Annotated in this window: 12 protein-coding genes and 5 tRNA genes; 12 read left to right on the top strand and 5 right to left on the bottom strand. The window is 70.2% G+C overall.

Annotated elements, in window-relative coordinates; translation table 11 throughout:
- Window positions 1-106: 106 nt before the first annotated feature.
- Together V7004_RS11015 and V7004_RS11010 are read left to right on the top strand one after the other, a co-directional pair.
- Window positions 107-547, top strand: coding sequence for a DUF4395 domain-containing protein (locus V7004_RS11015; RefSeq protein ID WP_208029744.1), 441 nt, complete (start codon window positions 107-109; stop codon window positions 545-547).
- Window positions 547-936: a thioredoxin family protein gene (locus V7004_RS11010; RefSeq protein WP_334143992.1), complete on the top strand. Its 390-nt coding sequence runs from the start codon at window positions 547-549 to the stop codon at window positions 934-936. The genes V7004_RS11015 and V7004_RS11010 overlap by 1 nt, the downstream gene beginning before the upstream one ends.
- An 89-nt stretch (window positions 937-1,025) precedes the next feature.
- Here V7004_RS11010 and V7004_RS11005 read toward each other — a convergent pair.
- Window positions 1,026-1,098, bottom strand: a tRNA-Lys gene (locus tag V7004_RS11005).
- A 61-nt stretch (window positions 1,099-1,159) separates the two neighbouring features.
- Window positions 1,160-1,237 (bottom strand) — tRNA-His (locus V7004_RS11000).
- Window positions 1,238-1,362: 125 nt separating this feature from the next.
- On the opposite strand from V7004_RS11000, the gene V7004_RS10995 reads away from it, so the two are divergent.
- Window positions 1,363-1,436 (top strand) — tRNA-Arg (locus V7004_RS10995).
- Window positions 1,437-1,535: 99 nt separating this feature from the next.
- Window positions 1,536-2,966, top strand: coding sequence for an MFS transporter (locus tag V7004_RS10990; protein WP_334143991.1), 1,431 nt, complete (start codon window positions 1,536-1,538; stop codon window positions 2,964-2,966).
- On the opposite strand, the gene V7004_RS10985 is transcribed toward V7004_RS10990, so the two are convergent.
- On the bottom strand, window positions 2,956-3,963 hold the full coding sequence (locus tag V7004_RS10985; RefSeq protein WP_334143990.1) for a zinc-dependent alcohol dehydrogenase: 1,008 nt from the start codon (window positions 3,961-3,963) through the stop codon (window positions 2,956-2,958). The genes V7004_RS10990 and V7004_RS10985 overlap by 11 nt on opposite strands.
- A gap of 197 nt (window positions 3,964-4,160) precedes the next feature.
- Here V7004_RS10985 and V7004_RS10980 point away from each other — a divergent pair, with 197 nt between their 5' ends.
- Both V7004_RS10980 and V7004_RS10975 read left to right on the top strand, forming a co-directional pair.
- A complete protein-coding gene (locus tag V7004_RS10980) occupies window positions 4,161-6,188 on the top strand; it encodes a PAS domain S-box protein (protein WP_334143989.1) in 2,028 nt (675 codons plus the stop codon).
- Between the two features lie 218 nt (window positions 6,189-6,406).
- The gene (locus V7004_RS10975; RefSeq protein WP_334143988.1) at window positions 6,407-7,756 is read left to right on the top strand and encodes a sensor domain-containing diguanylate cyclase; all 1,350 of its coding nucleotides are present in this window, start codon (window positions 6,407-6,409) and stop codon (window positions 7,754-7,756) included.
- Between the two features lie 226 nt (window positions 7,757-7,982).
- Here V7004_RS10975 and V7004_RS10970 read toward each other — a convergent pair.
- Window positions 7,983-8,057, bottom strand: a tRNA-Gly gene (locus V7004_RS10970).
- Between the two features lie 146 nt (window positions 8,058-8,203).
- On the opposite strand from V7004_RS10970, the gene V7004_RS10965 reads away from it, so the two are divergent.
- Window positions 8,204-9,088 carry a GGDEF domain-containing protein gene (locus V7004_RS10965; RefSeq protein ID WP_334143986.1) on the top strand — a complete coding sequence of 295 codons (885 nt, stop codon included), beginning with the start codon at window positions 8,204-8,206 and terminating at the stop codon, window positions 9,086-9,088.
- A 33-nt stretch (window positions 9,089-9,121) separates the two neighbouring features.
- Here the strand turns inward: V7004_RS10965 and V7004_RS10960 are convergent.
- A tRNA-Pro gene (locus V7004_RS10960) sits at window positions 9,122-9,196 on the bottom strand.
- 103 nt (window positions 9,197-9,299) lie between these two features.
- On the opposite strand from V7004_RS10960, the gene V7004_RS10955 reads away from it, so the two are divergent.
- The 5 genes from V7004_RS10955 (at window position 9,300) to V7004_RS10935 (ending at window position 15,574) form a co-directional block, all read left to right on the top strand.
- On the top strand, window positions 9,300-10,835 hold the full coding sequence (locus tag V7004_RS10955) for an amidase (protein WP_334143984.1): 1,536 nt from the start codon (window positions 9,300-9,302) through the stop codon (window positions 10,833-10,835).
- Between the two features lie 90 nt (window positions 10,836-10,925).
- Window positions 10,926-12,320 (top strand): trigger factor, encoded by a 1,395-nt coding sequence (tig, locus tag V7004_RS10950; RefSeq protein ID WP_334143983.1) that lies wholly within the window; start codon window positions 10,926-10,928, stop codon window positions 12,318-12,320.
- Window positions 12,320-12,952, top strand: coding sequence for an ATP-dependent Clp protease proteolytic subunit (locus tag V7004_RS10945; RefSeq protein WP_208028203.1), 633 nt, complete (start codon window positions 12,320-12,322; stop codon window positions 12,950-12,952). The genes tig and V7004_RS10945 overlap by 1 nt, the downstream gene beginning before the upstream one ends.
- Before the next feature lie 37 nt (window positions 12,953-12,989).
- Window positions 12,990-14,267, top strand: coding sequence for an ATP-dependent Clp protease ATP-binding subunit ClpX (gene clpX, locus V7004_RS10940; protein ID WP_208028202.1), 1,278 nt, complete (start codon window positions 12,990-12,992; stop codon window positions 14,265-14,267).
- 14 nt (window positions 14,268-14,281) lie between these two features.
- Window positions 14,282-15,574 carry a bifunctional folylpolyglutamate synthase/dihydrofolate synthase gene (locus V7004_RS10935; protein WP_334143982.1) on the top strand — a complete coding sequence of 431 codons (1,293 nt, stop codon included), beginning with the start codon at window positions 14,282-14,284 and terminating at the stop codon, window positions 15,572-15,574.
- Window positions 15,575-15,648 lie beyond the last annotated feature (74 nt).

Raw genomic sequence — 15,648 nt, 5'->3', positions numbered from 1 at the left:
GTGCTGGAGCACGCGTTCGACCGGCCAGAACGAGCCAGAGGAAGGAGCGGAAGGGGGCGGAGGCTTCGGAATACCCGACTGATCCGGTCGGGTTTAGACTGTCGTCATGGCCGGTACCGCACCCCGACCGATCGATCCCCGAGGCCCCCGCTTCAACCAAGCGGTCCTGGCCCTCGCGCTGCTCGCCGGCTTCGCCTTCGACCAGCGCTGGGTGGTGCCGGTGTGGGCGCTGGTGCTGTTGGCGGGGGCCGCGTTCGGTCCCGCCTACGGCCCGTTCCTGCGCCTGTTTGCGGAGGTCATCCGGCCCCGACTGCGACCCCCCGCCGAGCTCGAGGACCCGCGACCGCCCCGGTTCGCGGCGTCCGTGGGGGTGGTCTTCCTCGGTGCGGCCACGGCAGCGTTCGCGGCCGGGGCCACCGGGCTCGGCTGGGCGCTGGCCCTGATCGTCGCGGCCCTCGCCGGGCTCGCGGCCGTGAGCGGCATCTGCATCGGCTGCGAGATCTATCTCGTCATCGCTCGCCGGCGCGGGGTGGAGCTGGTGGCGTGATGGACCCGGTGCGTCTCGCCGTCGTGGCCCTGATCCTCGTGGTCATCGCCGGTGCTGCCCTCGCCTACCGGAGGAGCCGCACGGTCGACGAGCGTCGTGGTGCGCACGGGCTTCCTCCGCTGCCGCTCGAGCTGGTCTCGGGCGCATCCGGCACGTGGGTGATCTTCACCACTCCCTATTGCGTGTCCTGCGACGCGGTGGAGAGCGACCTGCGCCGGGCGTACCCGGCCGAGGCGGTGGTGAAGATCGACGCCACCGAACGCCCCGAGCTGGCGGAGCGGTACGGCATCCGCCGCGCACCCACCGTGCTGCGCTCCGACCCCGCAGGCCGGGTGCTGGCCCGGATCGTCGGTCCCGAGGGCGTCCGCCGGCACCTCGCGCCGGCCTGACCTGCTCACCCGACTGCCAGCCGTGTGGAGCGGGCGCGCAGAAGGCCCTCGATCCCGGAGGGTTCCGCGACCGAGGGCCTTTGGTGTCGTACGCCCCCTGGGACTCGAACCCAGAACCTGCGGATTAAGAGTCCGTTGCTCTGCCAATTGAGCTAGAGGCGCAAGGGAGAAGGATTGTAACCGTTGCGTGGCCGCCCCACGAACGTGGGGCGACCACGACTGGTGGGGTGGCCGAGGGGACTTGAACCCCCGACCTCCAGGGCCACAACCTGGCGCTCTAACCGGGCTGAGCTACGGCCACCACGACCCACGGCGCCTGGGCCGCGGGAGGGACCAGCATACGGCAGCGGCGCCCCGCTCTGGCCAGGTGGGCCGATGGCGAGCGTCACCGCGAGTGGCTCCTACAGTTGGAGGCGGAACACACATGCCTCCGTAGCTCAGCTGGACAGAGCATCGGACTTCTAATCCGACGGTCGCAGGTTCGAATCCTGCCGGGGGCGCTGGAGGGCTCCGGAGCAGTCCTGGCTCATCGTCGACCGGCCTCAGTGAGCGGGAACCGCATGGTGGGGCGCGGTGAGGGCTCCCTAACCTCTCGCCGTGTGAGCGCCGCCCCCCACGGATCGGACGAGCCCGACGCCGTGGCGATGCCGATGGCGGCCGGCGGGCAACCGGGCCTCTTCGCTCCCGGCAGGCGGGTGCTGACCAGCGGCATCGTGCTGATCATCACCATCGTGGCCTTCGAGGCGTTGGCGGTGGCGACCATCCTGCCCCTCGTCGAAGCGGATCTCGGCGACCTCCACCTCTACGGTTGGGTGTTCAGCGCGTTCTTCCTCGGCAACCTGGTGGGCATCGTCGTCGCCGGGCAGGCCGCGGACCGCATGCCCCTGGTTCTCCCCTTCGCCGGGGGCGCGGCGCTCTTCGCTGCCGGTCTGGCGCTCGCCGCGACCGCGCCGTCGATGCTGGTGCTGGTGCTCGCCCGCGCCCTGCAGGGCCTGGGTGCCGGTGCCCTGCCGGCCGTGGCCTACGTCTGCATCGGGCGGGCTTACCCCCCCGAGCAGCGTCCCCGCCTCTTCGCGCTCCTCTCGACCGCCTGGGTGCTGCCGTCACTGGTCGGACCCGCGGCGGCGGGGTTCGTGGGGGAGGCGATCGGGTGGCGGTGGGTGTTCGCCGGGCTGTTGCCGCTGGTGCTCGCCTTCGGTGCCGTGGTGGCTGGCGCGCTGCGGCGGATCGGCAGCCCCGACGGAGGTGGGGCGGCGACCGTGTCGGTTCGCGACGCCGTGCTGGTGGCCGGTGCCGGTGCGGCCGTGCTCGGCGGGTTGGGGGCCGAGCAGTGGTGGCTGGTCACGGCCCTGGTGATCGGTGGGCTCGCCGTCGGTCTTCCCGCGTACCGTCGGCTCACGCCGCCGGGGACGCTGCAACTCGCCGAGGGTCTCCCCGCGGCGATCGGCTTGCGCGGGCTGCTCACCTTCGCCTTCTTCGCCGCGGACGCCTACGTCCCGTTCACCCTGGCCACCGCCCGAGGGGTCTCGCCCGGAGTGGCGGGCTTGGCGTTGACGGCCGCCGCGCTGTCCTGGACGGCGGGATCGTGGATCCAAGCCCGGCAGGTGCATCGCTCGGGACCCCGCTCGCTGGTGCGGGTGGGGTTCGCCGTGCTCTCCGGGGTCACCCTGGCGTTCGCCACCGTGCTCCTGCCCGCGGTCCCACCCCTGGTGGCCTTCCCCCTATGGGGGCTCGGCGGCTTCGCCATGGGCGTCGCCTATTCGCCGCTGTCGTTGACGGTGCTGGGCTTCGCTCCCCGCGGCGGGGAGGGCACGGCCACCGCGGCGCTGCAGCTCGCTGACACCCTCGGGGTGGCGCTGGGAACGGGCACCTCGGGGGCGGTGATCGCGTGGGCCACCGCGGCGGGCTGGGATCGCTCGCTCGGGTTGGTGCTGGTGTTCGCGTCGGCGGCGGTGGTGGCTGCGCTCGGTGCGGTGCTCGCCGCTCGGCTCCCTGGCCGGGTGCCCCGGGAGGAGCCGGTCACGGGGTGATCAGCACCTTGCACTGGTCGGAGGGGTGCTTCAGATCCGCGAACGCCTGCGGTGCCTGCTCGAGCGGCACCTCCGAGGTGACCAGCGGGAGCGGGTCGATGCGACCACGGTCGATCAGCTCGATCGTGGTCTGGTAGTCGCGGGCTTCGTAGTAGAAGGCGAAGCGCAGGTCGAGCTCCTTGGTCATCGGGATCAGCGGGGTGATGGTGTCGGGTGCCATGCACACGCCGGCGACCACCACCGTGGCATCGACCGCGGCCACGTCGGTGGCGTGCTGGAGCAGCCCCGGCACCCCGACGCACTCGATCACGAGCCGCGGGCGGGCCCCGGCGACGGCGGCGAAGGCGTCGCCGACGTCGGCCCCGGTGGGGTCGATCGTCACCGTGGCCCCGAGGCGCTCGGCGAGCACCCGGCGAGACGCCACCGGATCGCTCACGGCGACCTCCCGCGCCCCGAGGGCACGCAACCACAAGGTCACGGCGAGCCCGACCGGCCCGCCGCCGAGCACCAACGCATCGTCGCCGGGCTGCACCCCGGCCCGGCGCACCGTGTGCAGCGCCACCGCCAGGGGTTCGACCAGTGCGCCGTGACGATGGTCCAGCGCCGCCGGCAGGACGAAGGTGTCCCGGGCGTTGACCACCACGTACTCCGCGTAGGCGCCCGGTCGTTCGATGCCGATCATCGCCACGCGGGGGCACTTGCGGACCCGACCGCTCGCGCAGGCCGCGCACTCGCCGCAGGGCGCGAGGGACAGCGCAGTGACCCGGTCGCCGACTCGTCGCGCGTCGACCCCGGGGCCCACGTCGGCCACGGTGCCGCAGAACTCGTGCCCGAGCACCAGCCCGGGCATCGGGTACGCATCGGACAGGTGCAGGTCGGAGCCGCAGATCCCGCAGGCCTCGACCCGGAGCACCACCTCCCCCTCACCGGGTCGGGGGTCGGGTCGGTCGACGATGGCCAGGGGCTCCCCGGGTTGCTGCAGGACGGCGGCGCGCATCGCCCCATCCTCGCACGGCAGCGGTGGGCGGGGTCCCTCGCGCGTCTTCGCGAGTGACGAGCACGGGAGTCCGGGATTCAGGTCCGGGTGGCTGGTGCCGATAGGGGAAGGGACGGCGGAACGGATCGGGGACTGATGCGGGAGGTCCCGATGGCGGTGCTGCGGCGACGGAGCCGTGCAGCAGGGTGCGTACAGCGATGAGCGAGCACGGTGGTCCCGAGCCGGGCGACCTCGCGGATGCCGGCGCGGGCGGGCTTCAAGCCGTCGGCAGCGATTTCCATACGAGGTTGCTCGACGCGGTGGAGCAGTCGATCGTCGCGACCGACTCCGAGGGAAGGATCATCTTCTGGAACCGGGCAGCGGAACGGCTCTACGGATGGCCGGCCGTCGAGGTGCTCGGACAGTCGCTGATCGGTCTGGGATTGTGGGCCGACCATGCCGACAAGGGCGACGAGATCGCCTCGGCGGTGTCGCGGCGGGAGTCGTGGTCGGGCGAGGTGCGTGCGCGGCGCCGGAACGGCTCGACTTTCCTGGCCCTGGTCTGGGTTACCCCCATGCTCGACGACCACGGCGAACTGGTGGCGGTGGTCGGCGTCACCACCGACATCACGGCTCGCAAGGAAGCCGAGGATCGCGCCCACCGGCTGTCGGTGATCGTGGAGTCCTCACCGGACGCGATCATCGGCAGCGACCTCGAGGGTCGGATCACCACGTGGAACCCGGCTGCGGAGGAGCTCTACGGGTACTCCGGACCGGAGATCCTGGGTGAGCACATCGCGGTGCTGGCCCCCGAGGATCGGCAAGAGGAGGTCACGTTCCTCTTGGCGCACGTGAGGCGGGGGCAGGCGGTTCGCAACTTCGAGACGGTCCGCCGGCGCAAGGGCGGTGAGCTGATCAACGTGTCGCTCACCGTGTCACCGATCCTCGGGAAGCACGGTGAGGTGGTGGGCATCGCCGGCACCACTCGGGACATCACCGAGCGGGTCCGGCTGGCGGAGGCCGCGGAGCAGCACCGTCGACGACTCGAGGAGCTGGAGCGCCTCGCCGCACTGCGCAACGTGGAGCGCCAGGCGGCCGAGCGGGCCAGCCAGGCCAAGAGCGAGTTCATCTCCCGGATGAGCCACGAGCTGCGCACGCCCCTCAACGCGGTGCTCGGCTTCGCGCAGATCCTCGAGCTCGAGGCAGGAGAGCAGCACCGGGAGGCCGTCGAGCAGATCCTGCGCGCCGGTCATCACTTGCTGGATCTCATCAACGAGGTTCTCGACATTGCCCGGATCGAGAGCGGCCACCTCAATCTCTCTCTGGAGCCCGTGGACGTCTCCGATGTGCTCCAAGCCGCGGCGGAGCTGATCACGCCGTCCGCGATGCGTCGGGAGATCACTTTGCTGATGCCCCAGGATCTCGAGACGGGCATGGCGGTGGTCGCCGATCGGCAACGTCTGATGCAGGTGCTGCTGAACCTGCTCTCGAACGCCGTGAAGTACAACCGGCGAGCTGGTCGGGTCGAGCTGGGCGTGGAGCAGGTCGCGGGCGATCGGCTGCGCATCTCGGTGACCGACACCGGCCCGGGGGTGGACCCGGCGGATTTCGACCGGATCTTCATGCCCTTCGAGCGCCTGGGAGCCGAGCAGACGGACATCGAGGGGACCGGCGTCGGTCTGCCCCTGGCTCGGGGGTTGGTGGAGAAGATGCGTGGTTCCATGGGAGTCCACTCCGAGCTCGGCCAGGGCGCGACGTTCTGGATCGAGCTGCCGTTGGCCGTCGAGGAGCCGGAGCTTCCGGTGCCTCGCGAGGCGCCCAGCCTGCAGGGCCCTCCCGTCGAGGACATGCTCGTGCTCTACATCGACGACAACCTGGCGAACGTGCGGCTGGTCGAGCGGGTGCTGCAGATGCGCCCAGGGGTGGAGCTCATGTCGGCCATGCAGGGGCGCCTGGGATTGGAACTGGCGCGGGAGCACCGCCCAGACCTCATCCTGCTTGACGTCCACCTTCCTGACTTGTGCGGCGCGGACGTGCTGGCGGAACTGAGGAGCGAGCTCACCACCGCCGAGATCCCCGTGGCGATCGTCAGCGCGGACGCGTCGATGAGGATGGTGCAGAAGTTCCACGAGGCCGGTGCGCACTTCTACCTGACCAAGCCGTTCGACCTCGACGAGCTGCTCGAGATCGTCGACACGGTCCGCAGTGGCACCGGAGGTGCCGGCTCGATCGCTGGTGAGCACTGAACCGCTCGCTTTCCCGAACCGTTCAGCCGAGCGCGGATAGAAGCCGCGGATCGCTGAACGGTTCGGGTCTTGGAGCGGGTGACGGGAATCGAACCCGCATGACCAGCTTGGAAGGCTGGGGCTCTCACCGGTGAGCGACGCCCGTCAGGCCGAGTACCCCGGAACTACGCGACCGCTCCGGCCCACCCAGACGGGCGCCGCTAGGCTGCCGATCCGGGGTGGCAGGCCGAGCCGCGGGGAGCGAGGTAGTGGAGGAGAACCTTGCCGAGGTCGACGACGAGCTCGCCGTCCGGCTGCGCCGCGGGGTGGTCGACCACTCACCCGATCTCATCACTGCGTTCGACGCGACCGGCACCGTCCGCTTCGTGAACGACTCGGGCCTCGCCATCCTCGGCTGGGCCCGCCATGAGGTCGTCGGCCGCTCGTTCATCGACTTCCTCCACCCCGACGAGGTCGAGCGCGCCGTCGCCCTCGCCACCGCCAACCTCAACCGGATGCAGGGCCCCCGCGACGGCGCGCCCTATCGCCTGCGCCGGGCCGATGGAGGCTTCGAGACGCTCGACGTCGGCGTCACCGTCCTCGACGACCTGCTCGTCGTCGTCGGTCGCCGCATGTACGACCACGAGGTCATGGCCCGCGTGCTCGACGGCCTGACCTCGAACGAGCCGTTCGCCGACGTCGTGGCCCTGCTGCCCGCCTTCGACTGGTGGCGCAACCCGACCGAGCCGTGCGTGCTGCGCTGTCATGGAGACGATGGCGACGACCTGGTGGTCGGCGCCCCGCTGCCCGATGTGCTCACCGGCGCCGACCCCGAGGCGGGATCACCATGGGGCCAGGCGATCGCCGCGAGCGACGAGGTGGTGGTCACCTCGCTCGACGACCTGCCCCCGGCCGTCGTGGTCGAGGCTCGTGCGCGAGGCTTCACCGGGTGTCGCGTTCGTGCGGTGGTCGACCCTCGGGGTCATCCGCCCGCCCTCATCACGGCGTGGGCCACCGAGGCCGGCCCGCCCATCGAAGCCCGCTCGTACCCGATGGCCACCATCGCCCGCACCCTGGGCCTCGTGCTGCGCTTCCATCGCGACGCCACCGAGCTGCGCCACGCCGCTACCCACGACCAGCTCACCGGGTTGCGCAACCGTGCCGGCTTCTTCGCCGCGTTGCCCGCCGACCGAGTCGGTACGCCGGTCACCGTGCTGGCCCTCGACCTCGACGGCTTCAAGCCGGTGAACGACCGGTTGGGTCACGCCGCCGGCGACGCGGTACTGCGCCACGTCGCTGCCCGCCTCGTCGAGGTGGTCGGCCCCGACCACCTCACGGCGCGTCTGGGTGGCGACGAGTTCGTCGTCGTGGTGGTGGGCGACGACGACCGGGCCGCCGCCGCCGCCCTGGCCGCCCGGTTGGGCGACGCGGTGTCTCAGCCGGTCCACGTCGCTGGCGAGGTCGTGCACATCCACGCCAGCATCGGTATCGCGGTCGATCCCGGCACCGCACGTTCCATCGACGAGCTGCTGGCCGAGGCGGATGTGGCCCTCTACCGAGCCAAGGAGCGGACTGGCACCAGCCGCTGAGCCCGCGAGCATCCACGTCGGGGGCGCGACCAAGGCCTGAGGAGAGTGGATTGACGGGTTCACCCGCGAGGTGCTGACTGAGATGCTGCTCCGACGCGTCGTACCCGTGGCCGCTGATGTGCGAGTGTGCGGATGGACTGCGAACGTCGCTCCCGTCGGCCCCCAGGAGCGCGAGCGGCTGCGGTGGTTTCGGCCTGGGACCAGCCCGTGGGTTGTCCTTTGGTCTTGGAGCGGGTGACGGGAATCGAACCCGCATAACCAGCTTGGAAGGCTGGGGCTCTAGCCATTGAGCTACACCCGCGCGGGTGCGCCACTGTAGCGGGCACTCCGGCTGGGTCGGCTCGGGGCGTGCGGGGTAGAGCCAGCATCGATCGTGGTTCGGTGGCGAGGCGGCGGCGATGCTGGTGTTGCTGTCGAGTGGGCTCCACGACCGAGACTGGGTGCGCCGTGATCACCTCGCTTTCCCGACTCCTCCTCAACCTCCACGAGCGGCCGAACGTCCGAGCCGTCGTCACGGCGGTCACCGCCCTGATGTCCGTGATCACCTTCGTGGACTACCTGAGTGGACCGGACTATGCGTTCCCGGTCTTCTACATAGTGCCGGTCGCGCTCGCGGCGTGGGCGCTCGGGCGGACGCCGGGGCTGATCGTGGCGGTCATCGCCGGTGGCTGTGGTGCCGTCGCGCTCGCGGCGCATCCCGACGGTGCATCGGTCTTCGCCGTCGCCTGGAACGCGACGATGCAGACCCTGGTGTACGTGGGCGCCGCGCTGGCCATCTCGGTGATCGGATACCTGCTGGCATTGGCGAACTCGCGAGCGTCAATCGATCCTCTCACAGGCCTGTGGAACCGCCGGCGCTTCTACGAAGAGGTGGAGCGTGAACTGTCGCGGGCACGGAGGGCGAAGTCGACTTTCGCCTTCATCTTCATCGACATCGACCGGCTCAAGGCCTGCAACGACCTCGAGGGTCATGACGCGGGCGATCGGCTGCTCGGGGAGTTCGCGGCGATCTCGCGCCGTCAGCTCCGCCGCACCGACCTCGGAGCGCGCCTCGGCGGGGATGAGTTCGCGTTCTTCCTTCCCGACATCGAATCGGGCGAGCTGGGCCCGCTGATCGACCGGTTGCTCGACGCCTACCGGGCGACATCGCCGCCGATCGAGGTCAGCGCGGGGATCGTCACCGGGCAGGTCTGTGACGGACTCGAAGTCGACGCGCTCGTCCGCGCGGCTGATGCCCTCATGTACGAGGTCAAGAAGGCCGGTGGCGATGGATGCCGCGTCGCCGAGTTGGCATCGCTGTCAGGTGGTCCGGGCGACCGCCCTCGTAGCTGAGAGCGTCGGGAACCCGGGGTCGGGCCCGTGCGGTCGGGGAGGGGAGATTCGAACTCCCGGCCTCCTGCTCCCAAAGCAGGCGCGCTAACCAAGCTGCGCCACTCCCCGTGCGGGCGAGCCTAGCCATCGGGCGAACCCGAGCGACGCGGTGGGTGCGCTCCGATCCGGCGGTCATCGTGCGTAGCGGTTGCGGGTCGGGCAGGATCGTGCGATGACCGACACCCCATGGTTGGACGACGCCTGCTCGCTCGTCGACGCGTTCCGGGCCGGCACCCGCTCGCCCAAGGAGGAGCTGCAGGCCACGCTCGACGCGATCGCCGCGAGTGACCTCAACTGCTTCTCCTTCCTCGACCCCGAACGCGCCCTCGCGGCTGCCGAGCGGGCCGACCTGAACAAGCCCTTCGGTGGGGTGCCGGTGGGCATCAAGGAGCTCGATCAGGTCGAGGGCTGGCCTGACACCGGTGCCTCGCTGGTGTTCAAGGACCGCCTCGCCACCTACACGGGGGAGAGCGTGCGGCGCTTCATCGAGGACGGTGGCGCGGTGCCCGTAGGCCTCACGACTGCGTCGGAGTTCGGCGGGCTGAACGTGAGCGTCACCAAGCTCAATGGCGTCACCCACAACCCGTGGCGGCGGGGACGCACCGCCGGGGGCTCCTCCGGTGGGAGCGCGGCGGCGGTGGCCGGCGGGCTGGTCACCATCGCGTCCGGTGGGGACGGCGGGGGTTCCATCCGCATCCCGGCGGGCTACTGCGGGCTGCTCGGCATGAAGGGCACCTACGGGCGCATCAGCCGCGGCCCGGTGGCGTTCTTCCGGCCCGGGACCGTGGTGCTGGGGTGCCTGGCTCGCTCCGTCCGCGACGCGGCCCGCCACTTCGACGTGTGCGCCGGCGTCGACCCGCGCGACCCCTGGAGCCTGCCCAACCCCGGCGGCTGGGAAGCCGGGCTCGGCCGGACGGAGCTCAGGGGCAAGCGGGTCGCGGTCCTGCCGTCGATCGCCGGTGTCCGCCTGGAGCCCGGCGTGGAGGAGCGGATCCGGGCAGCGGCGAAGGATCTCATCGAGCTGACCGGCATGGTTGAGGTCGACATCGACCTCCGGCTCCCGAACCTCGCCGCCCAATGGGCGATGGGGAACCTCTCCACCTTGCTAGCCGAGCTCGGGCCCTACTGGCCCCGCTGCGCGAAGGACCTCACCGACGAGATCGCGCTCGGGACGATCCTGGCCCAGTCGCTCTACAACCTGCATCTGGCGAGCGTGGCCGAGGCCCAGCGGGTGCAGGCGAACGAGGCGATGGCTACCGCGTTCGAGCAGGTCGACTACATCATCTCGGCCACCAACCCCGGCCCGGCGTTCCCCGCCGAGGCCACGACCTCCAGCCCGACGGAGACGTTCATCGATCGGGCCAAAGCGAGTCCGGCTGCCCGCGCCGCCTTCCGGGCCGTGATGGCCACGGTGCGGGTGGTGGGGGGCGCGTTCCCGCGCCTGTCGAACGCCCTCGTCGACGCAGTGGTGGAGAAGGTGCCCGACCTGGTGACCATGGGTGGGCTCACCATCATCTCCAACATCTACGGCAACCCCGCGGTGTCGATCCCCGCCGGCACCCTCGACGGGCTCCCGATCGGGATGCAGGTCCTCGCCCGGCACCATCGCGACGCCGAGCTGTTCGATGTGGCGCTGGCCTACGAGCGCGAGATCGGCTGGCCCAAGGTGGCGCCGGCGGTGAGTGGCGTGGCGCCGAGCAGCGTCTGAAGAGCCACCCGGGCCCGGCGGCTGGCCCGCACTGGCGTCGCCGAGGCGGGTGCACGGCCGCTCGACCCTGGCCGGTACACTCACCAGCCTGTGAAAAGCACCGTCGAGCCCCTCGAGGGCAACAAGGTCAAGCTCTCGGTCGAGGTCGACGAACAGGAGTTCGAGAAGGCGATCGATGACGCCTTCCGCAAGATCGCCCGCGAGGTCCGTATCCCCGGCTTCCGGCCGGGCAAGGCGCCCCGCAAGGTGCTCGAGGCTCGCATCGGCAGGCAGGCCGCCAGGGTGCAGGCGCTCAACGACGCCATCCCCGACTACTTCGCGCAGGCGGTGGTCGAGCACGACGTCGATGTCATCGCCGCACCGGAGATCGACATCGTCGACGGCCAGGACCACGGCGCTGTCGCGTTCGACGCGGTGGTGGAGGTCCGCCCGCAGGTCACCGTGCCGGGCTACGCCGGCCTGCGGGTGACCATCCCCTCGCCCACGGTCACCACCGAGGAGATCGACGCGCAGCTCGAACGGCTCCGAGCCCAGTTCGGCGAGCTGGTCGCCGTCGACCGTCCCGCCGCCGCGGGCGATTACGTCACGATCGACATCGCCGGCTCCCAGGACGGCGAGCCGCTGGAAGGCCTCACCGCGGACGACTACCTCTACCAGGTCGGCAGCGGGTTGATCGTGCGCGAACTGGACGAGCAGCTCCGGGGGGCGAAGGTGGGCGAGATCTTCGAGTTCGACGCCCCCCACCCGAGCGGCGAGGGCGAGGGGGACCTGCACTTCCGGGTGCTGGTGAAGGAGATCAAAGAGCGTCAGCTGCCGGAGCTCGACGACGAGTTCGCGTCGGAGGCGTCGGAGTTCGACACGCTCGACGAGCTCCGAGCCGACTACGCCACCAGGATCGGCATGGTGAAGAAGGCCCGGGCGAGCATGGCGCTGCGGGAGAAGGTGGGCGAGGCGCTCGCCGAGCTGGTCGAGGACGAGATCCCCGAGGCGCTCGTCACGGCGGAGATGCGCGAGCGCCTCAACGACCTGCTGATGCGGCTGCAGGCCCAGGGCATGAGTCTCGAGCAGTGGCTGGAGCTGAGCGGGCGCACCCAGGAGCAGCTGCTCGAGGAGCTCCGCGAGACCGCCACCGTGTCGGCCAAGGTCGACCTGGCGCTGCGGGCGGTCGCCGACGCGGAGGGCCTGGAGGTCACCGAGGAGGATCTCGACGCCGAGTACGAGGCGGCGGCGTCGCGGCTGGGCGTGGACCCCGCCAGGATGCGGGAAGAGTTCGCGCGCGGCGGCCAGGAGCAGGCGGTACGCTCCGACATCAGGAAGCGCAAGGCCCTCGACTGGCTCGTCGAGCGGGTCGAGATCGTCGACGAAGAGGGCCATCCGATCGACCGGGCTGATCTCGAGTATCCCGCCGACGAGCCCGCAGACCACGGCGGCGAATCCGAAGCGGCCGACACCGACACCCACCGCGACGAAGAGGACGACTCGTGATGGAGCCGATCTACGACTACATGCCCTACGTCGACGAGAAGACGGCGATGGGCGAAAAGCGCTACGACCTGTTCTCCAAGCTGCTCAAGGAGAACATCATCTTCGTGGGATGGCCCATCGACGACGTGGCCGCCAACCTCATCTGCGCCCAGCTGCTGCACCTCGAGTCGGAAGACCCCGACAAGGACATCTCCCTCTACATCAACAGCCCCGGAGGCAGCATCACCGCGCTGCTCGCCATCTACGACACCATGCAGTTCGTGAAGAACGACATCGCCACGATCTGCTTCGGACAGGCCGCGTCCGCGGCCGCGGTGCTCCTCGCCGCGGGCACCAAGGGGAAGCGGCTCGCCCTGCCCCACACCCGCATCCTCATCCATCAGCCCTACTCGCAGGCGTTCGGGCAGGGCACCGACATCGAGTTGGCCGCGAAGGAGATCCTGCGCCTCCGCACCCTCCTGGAGGAGATCCTCTCCCGCCACACCGGCCAGCCGGTGGAGAAGATCCACCGGGACACCGACCGCGATTTCGTGATGTCCGCGGAGGAGGCCCGCGAATACGGCATCATCGACGAGGTGATCACGGCCAGGCAGCTGGCGGACAAGTCCGGCCCGATCTCGGCCGTCCGGTAGGGAACGCAGGGAACGCAGGGAACACGGGGGAGGCGAGGTGGCCAAGTTCGGAGACGGCGGTGAGCTCCTCAAGTGCTCGTTCTGCGGCAAGTCACAGAAGCAGGTCAAGAAGCTCATCGCCGGGCCGGGCGTGTACATCTGCGACGAGTGCATCGACCTGTGCAACGAGATCATCGAAGAGGAGCTGGCCGAGTCCTCGGACCTGCGCTTCGACGAGCTTCCCAAGCCCCGTGAGATCTACGAGTTCCTGAACGACTACATCATCGGTCAGGACGCGGCGAAGAAGATCCTCTCGGTCGCGGTCTACAACCATTACAAGCGGGTGCAGTACGGGGCCACCCACAACGACGACGTCGAGCTCTCCAAGAGCAACATCATGCTCATCGGGCCGACGGGCTGCGGCAAGACGTTGCTCGCCCAGACGTTGGCCCGCATGCTGAACGTGCCGTTCGCCATCGCCGATGCCACCGCGCTCACCGAGGCCGGCTACGTCGGTGAGGACGTCGAGAACATCCTGCTCAAGCTCATCCAGGCGGCCGACTACGACGTCAAGAAGGCCGAGACGGGCATCATCTACATCGACGAGATCGACAAGATCGCCCGCAAGAGCGAGAACCCGTCGATCACCCGTGACGTATCAGGTGAAGGTGTGCAGCAGGCGCTCCTGAAGATCCTGGAGGGCACCACGGCTTCGGTGCCACCGCAGGGTGGGCGAAAGCACCCCCATCAGGAGTTCATCCAGATCGACACCACGAACATCCTGTTCATCTGCGGTGGTGCCTTCGCCGGGCTCGACAAGATCATCGAGAGCCGCATCGGCAAGAAGGGGGTGGGCTTCGCCGCCGAGATCCGCTCCGGTGACGAGAAGGACCTGGGCGAGATCTACGCGAAGGTGCTCCCGGAGGACCTCCTCAAGTTCGGGCTCATCCCGGAGTTCATCGGCCGGCTGCCCGTGCTCGGGGCGGTGAGCAACCTCGATCAGGAGGCGTTGATCCGCATCCTGGTGGAGCCCCGCAACGCCCTCGTCAAGCAGTACCGCAAGTTCTTCGAGTTCGAGGATGTCGAGCTGGAGTTCACCGACGATGCGCTCGCCGCCATCGCCGACCAGGCGTTGCTGCGGGGCACCGGGGCGAGGGGCCTGCGGGCCATCCTGGAAGAGGTGCTGCTCAACGTGATGTACGACCTCCCGAGCCGCACGGACGTCGGGAAGGTGGTCATCGACCAGGGGGTCGTGCTCGAGAAGGTGAACCCGACGCTCGTGCCGCGTGCCAGCGGGCAGACCGCCCAGGCCCGGCCACGGCGCGCGGCATCCTGATCGCCGGCCAGCGGGTGGACTACGCCGGCGCGCTCGACTACCTCGACCGCCACATCAACCGCGAGGCGACGGCCGGCCGCGTGGGGGGGCTGTCCCTCGAGCCCATCAGGCGGCTGGTCGGTGTGCTCGGCGATCCGCAGCGGGCGTTCAAGGTCGTGCACGTCACCGGTACCAACGGCAAGGGCTCGGTGGCACGGATGGTCTCGGCGTTGCTGGTGGAGCACGGGTTGTCGGTCGGTACCTACAGCAGCCCGCATCTCGAGCGCATCAACGAACGGCTGGCGTGGAACCTGGAGCCCATCTCCGACCACGACTTCGCCGCGCTGATCACCGACATCGCCGAGCTCGAGCCGCTCGCAGGGGTCACACCGTCGTACTTCGAGTTGCTCACCGCGGCGGCGCTGTCGTGGTTCGCCCACAGCGCGGTCGACGTCGCGGTGGTGGAGGTGGGGCTGCTGGGGCGCTTCGATGCGACCAACGTCGTCGACGCCGACGTGGCGGTGATCACCAACATCGGCTTCGACCACACCGACGGGGTGGGGGATTGGCGGGCCGCGATCGCGTCCGAGAAGGCCGGCATCATCAAGCCGGGGTCGTTCCTCGTGCTGGGGGAGACCGATCCGGAGCTACGGGAGATCTTCGAGCGCGAGCCGCACGCAGGGACCTGGGTCCGGGGCGAGGACTTCGACGTCGAGCAGGACCGGGTGGCGGTGGGTGGTCGCTTGCTCGACCTCCGCACCCCGGGTGGGGTCATCGAGGACGTGTTCGTGCCCCTGCACGGCCGGCACCAGGCCGACAACGCCGCGCTGGCGGTGGCGGCCGCCGAGGCGTTCTTCGCGCGGGCGCTCGACGTGGAGGTGGTGCGCGCCGCGTTCGCCGGGCTGACGGTGCCCGGCCGCTTCGAGGTCCTCGGCCACTTCCCGCTGGTGATCGTCGACGGCGCACACAACCCCGACGGCGCGTCCGCGCTCGCAGACACCATGAACGACGAGTTCGACGTCGGTGGCCGGCGCATCCTCGTGGTCGGCATGCTGGCAGAGCGCGACGTCGGGGCCATGCTCGACGCGCTCGACGTGGGGAGTGCGGATGTGCTCGTCGCGTGCACGGCGCCGTCGCCACGGGCGGTGCCCGCCGAGGTCATCGCGCAGATCGCACAGGAGCGTTTCGCTGGTCTCGATGTGGAGGTCGTGGCCGGCGTCGAGGCGGCGGTGAATCGTGCGCTCGCGATCGCCAGCGAGGACGATGTGGTCCTCGTGACGGGCTCGATCTACGTGGCCGGCGCAGCCCGAGCCCACCTCACCCGCTGACCCGGCCCCGTCACCCCGTCGCCTCCACACGCTTCGCCTCTCTCGCGTTCTGGCCTGTCAAACGCGTGCTGGGG

The organism is Rhabdothermincola sp., assembly GCF_036846205.1.
Classification (GTDB): domain Bacteria; phylum Actinomycetota; class Acidimicrobiia; order Acidimicrobiales; family Acidimicrobilacustridaceae; genus Rhabdothermincola.
The sequence above is the reverse complement of the archived record's forward strand: the minus strand, read 5'-3'. Positions and strand labels throughout refer to the sequence as shown.

Coding starts and splice junctions, on each gene's coding strand:
- V7004_RS10985 (WP_334143990.1), bottom strand. CDS start 3,963: ATGCGCGCCGCCGTCCTGCAGCAACCCGGGGAGCCCCTGGCCATCGTC.
- V7004_RS10955 (WP_334143984.1), top strand. CDS start 9,300: ATGACCGACACCCCATGGTTGGACGACGCCTGCTCGCTCGTCGACGCG.
- V7004_RS10980 (WP_334143989.1), top strand. CDS start 4,161: ATGAGCGAGCACGGTGGTCCCGAGCCGGGCGACCTCGCGGATGCCGGC.
- V7004_RS10945 (WP_208028203.1), top strand. CDS start 12,320: ATGGAGCCGATCTACGACTACATGCCCTACGTCGACGAGAAGACGGCG.
- V7004_RS11010 (WP_334143992.1), top strand. CDS start 547: ATGGACCCGGTGCGTCTCGCCGTCGTGGCCCTGATCCTCGTGGTCATC.
- V7004_RS11015 (WP_208029744.1), top strand. CDS start 107: ATGGCCGGTACCGCACCCCGACCGATCGATCCCCGAGGCCCCCGCTTC.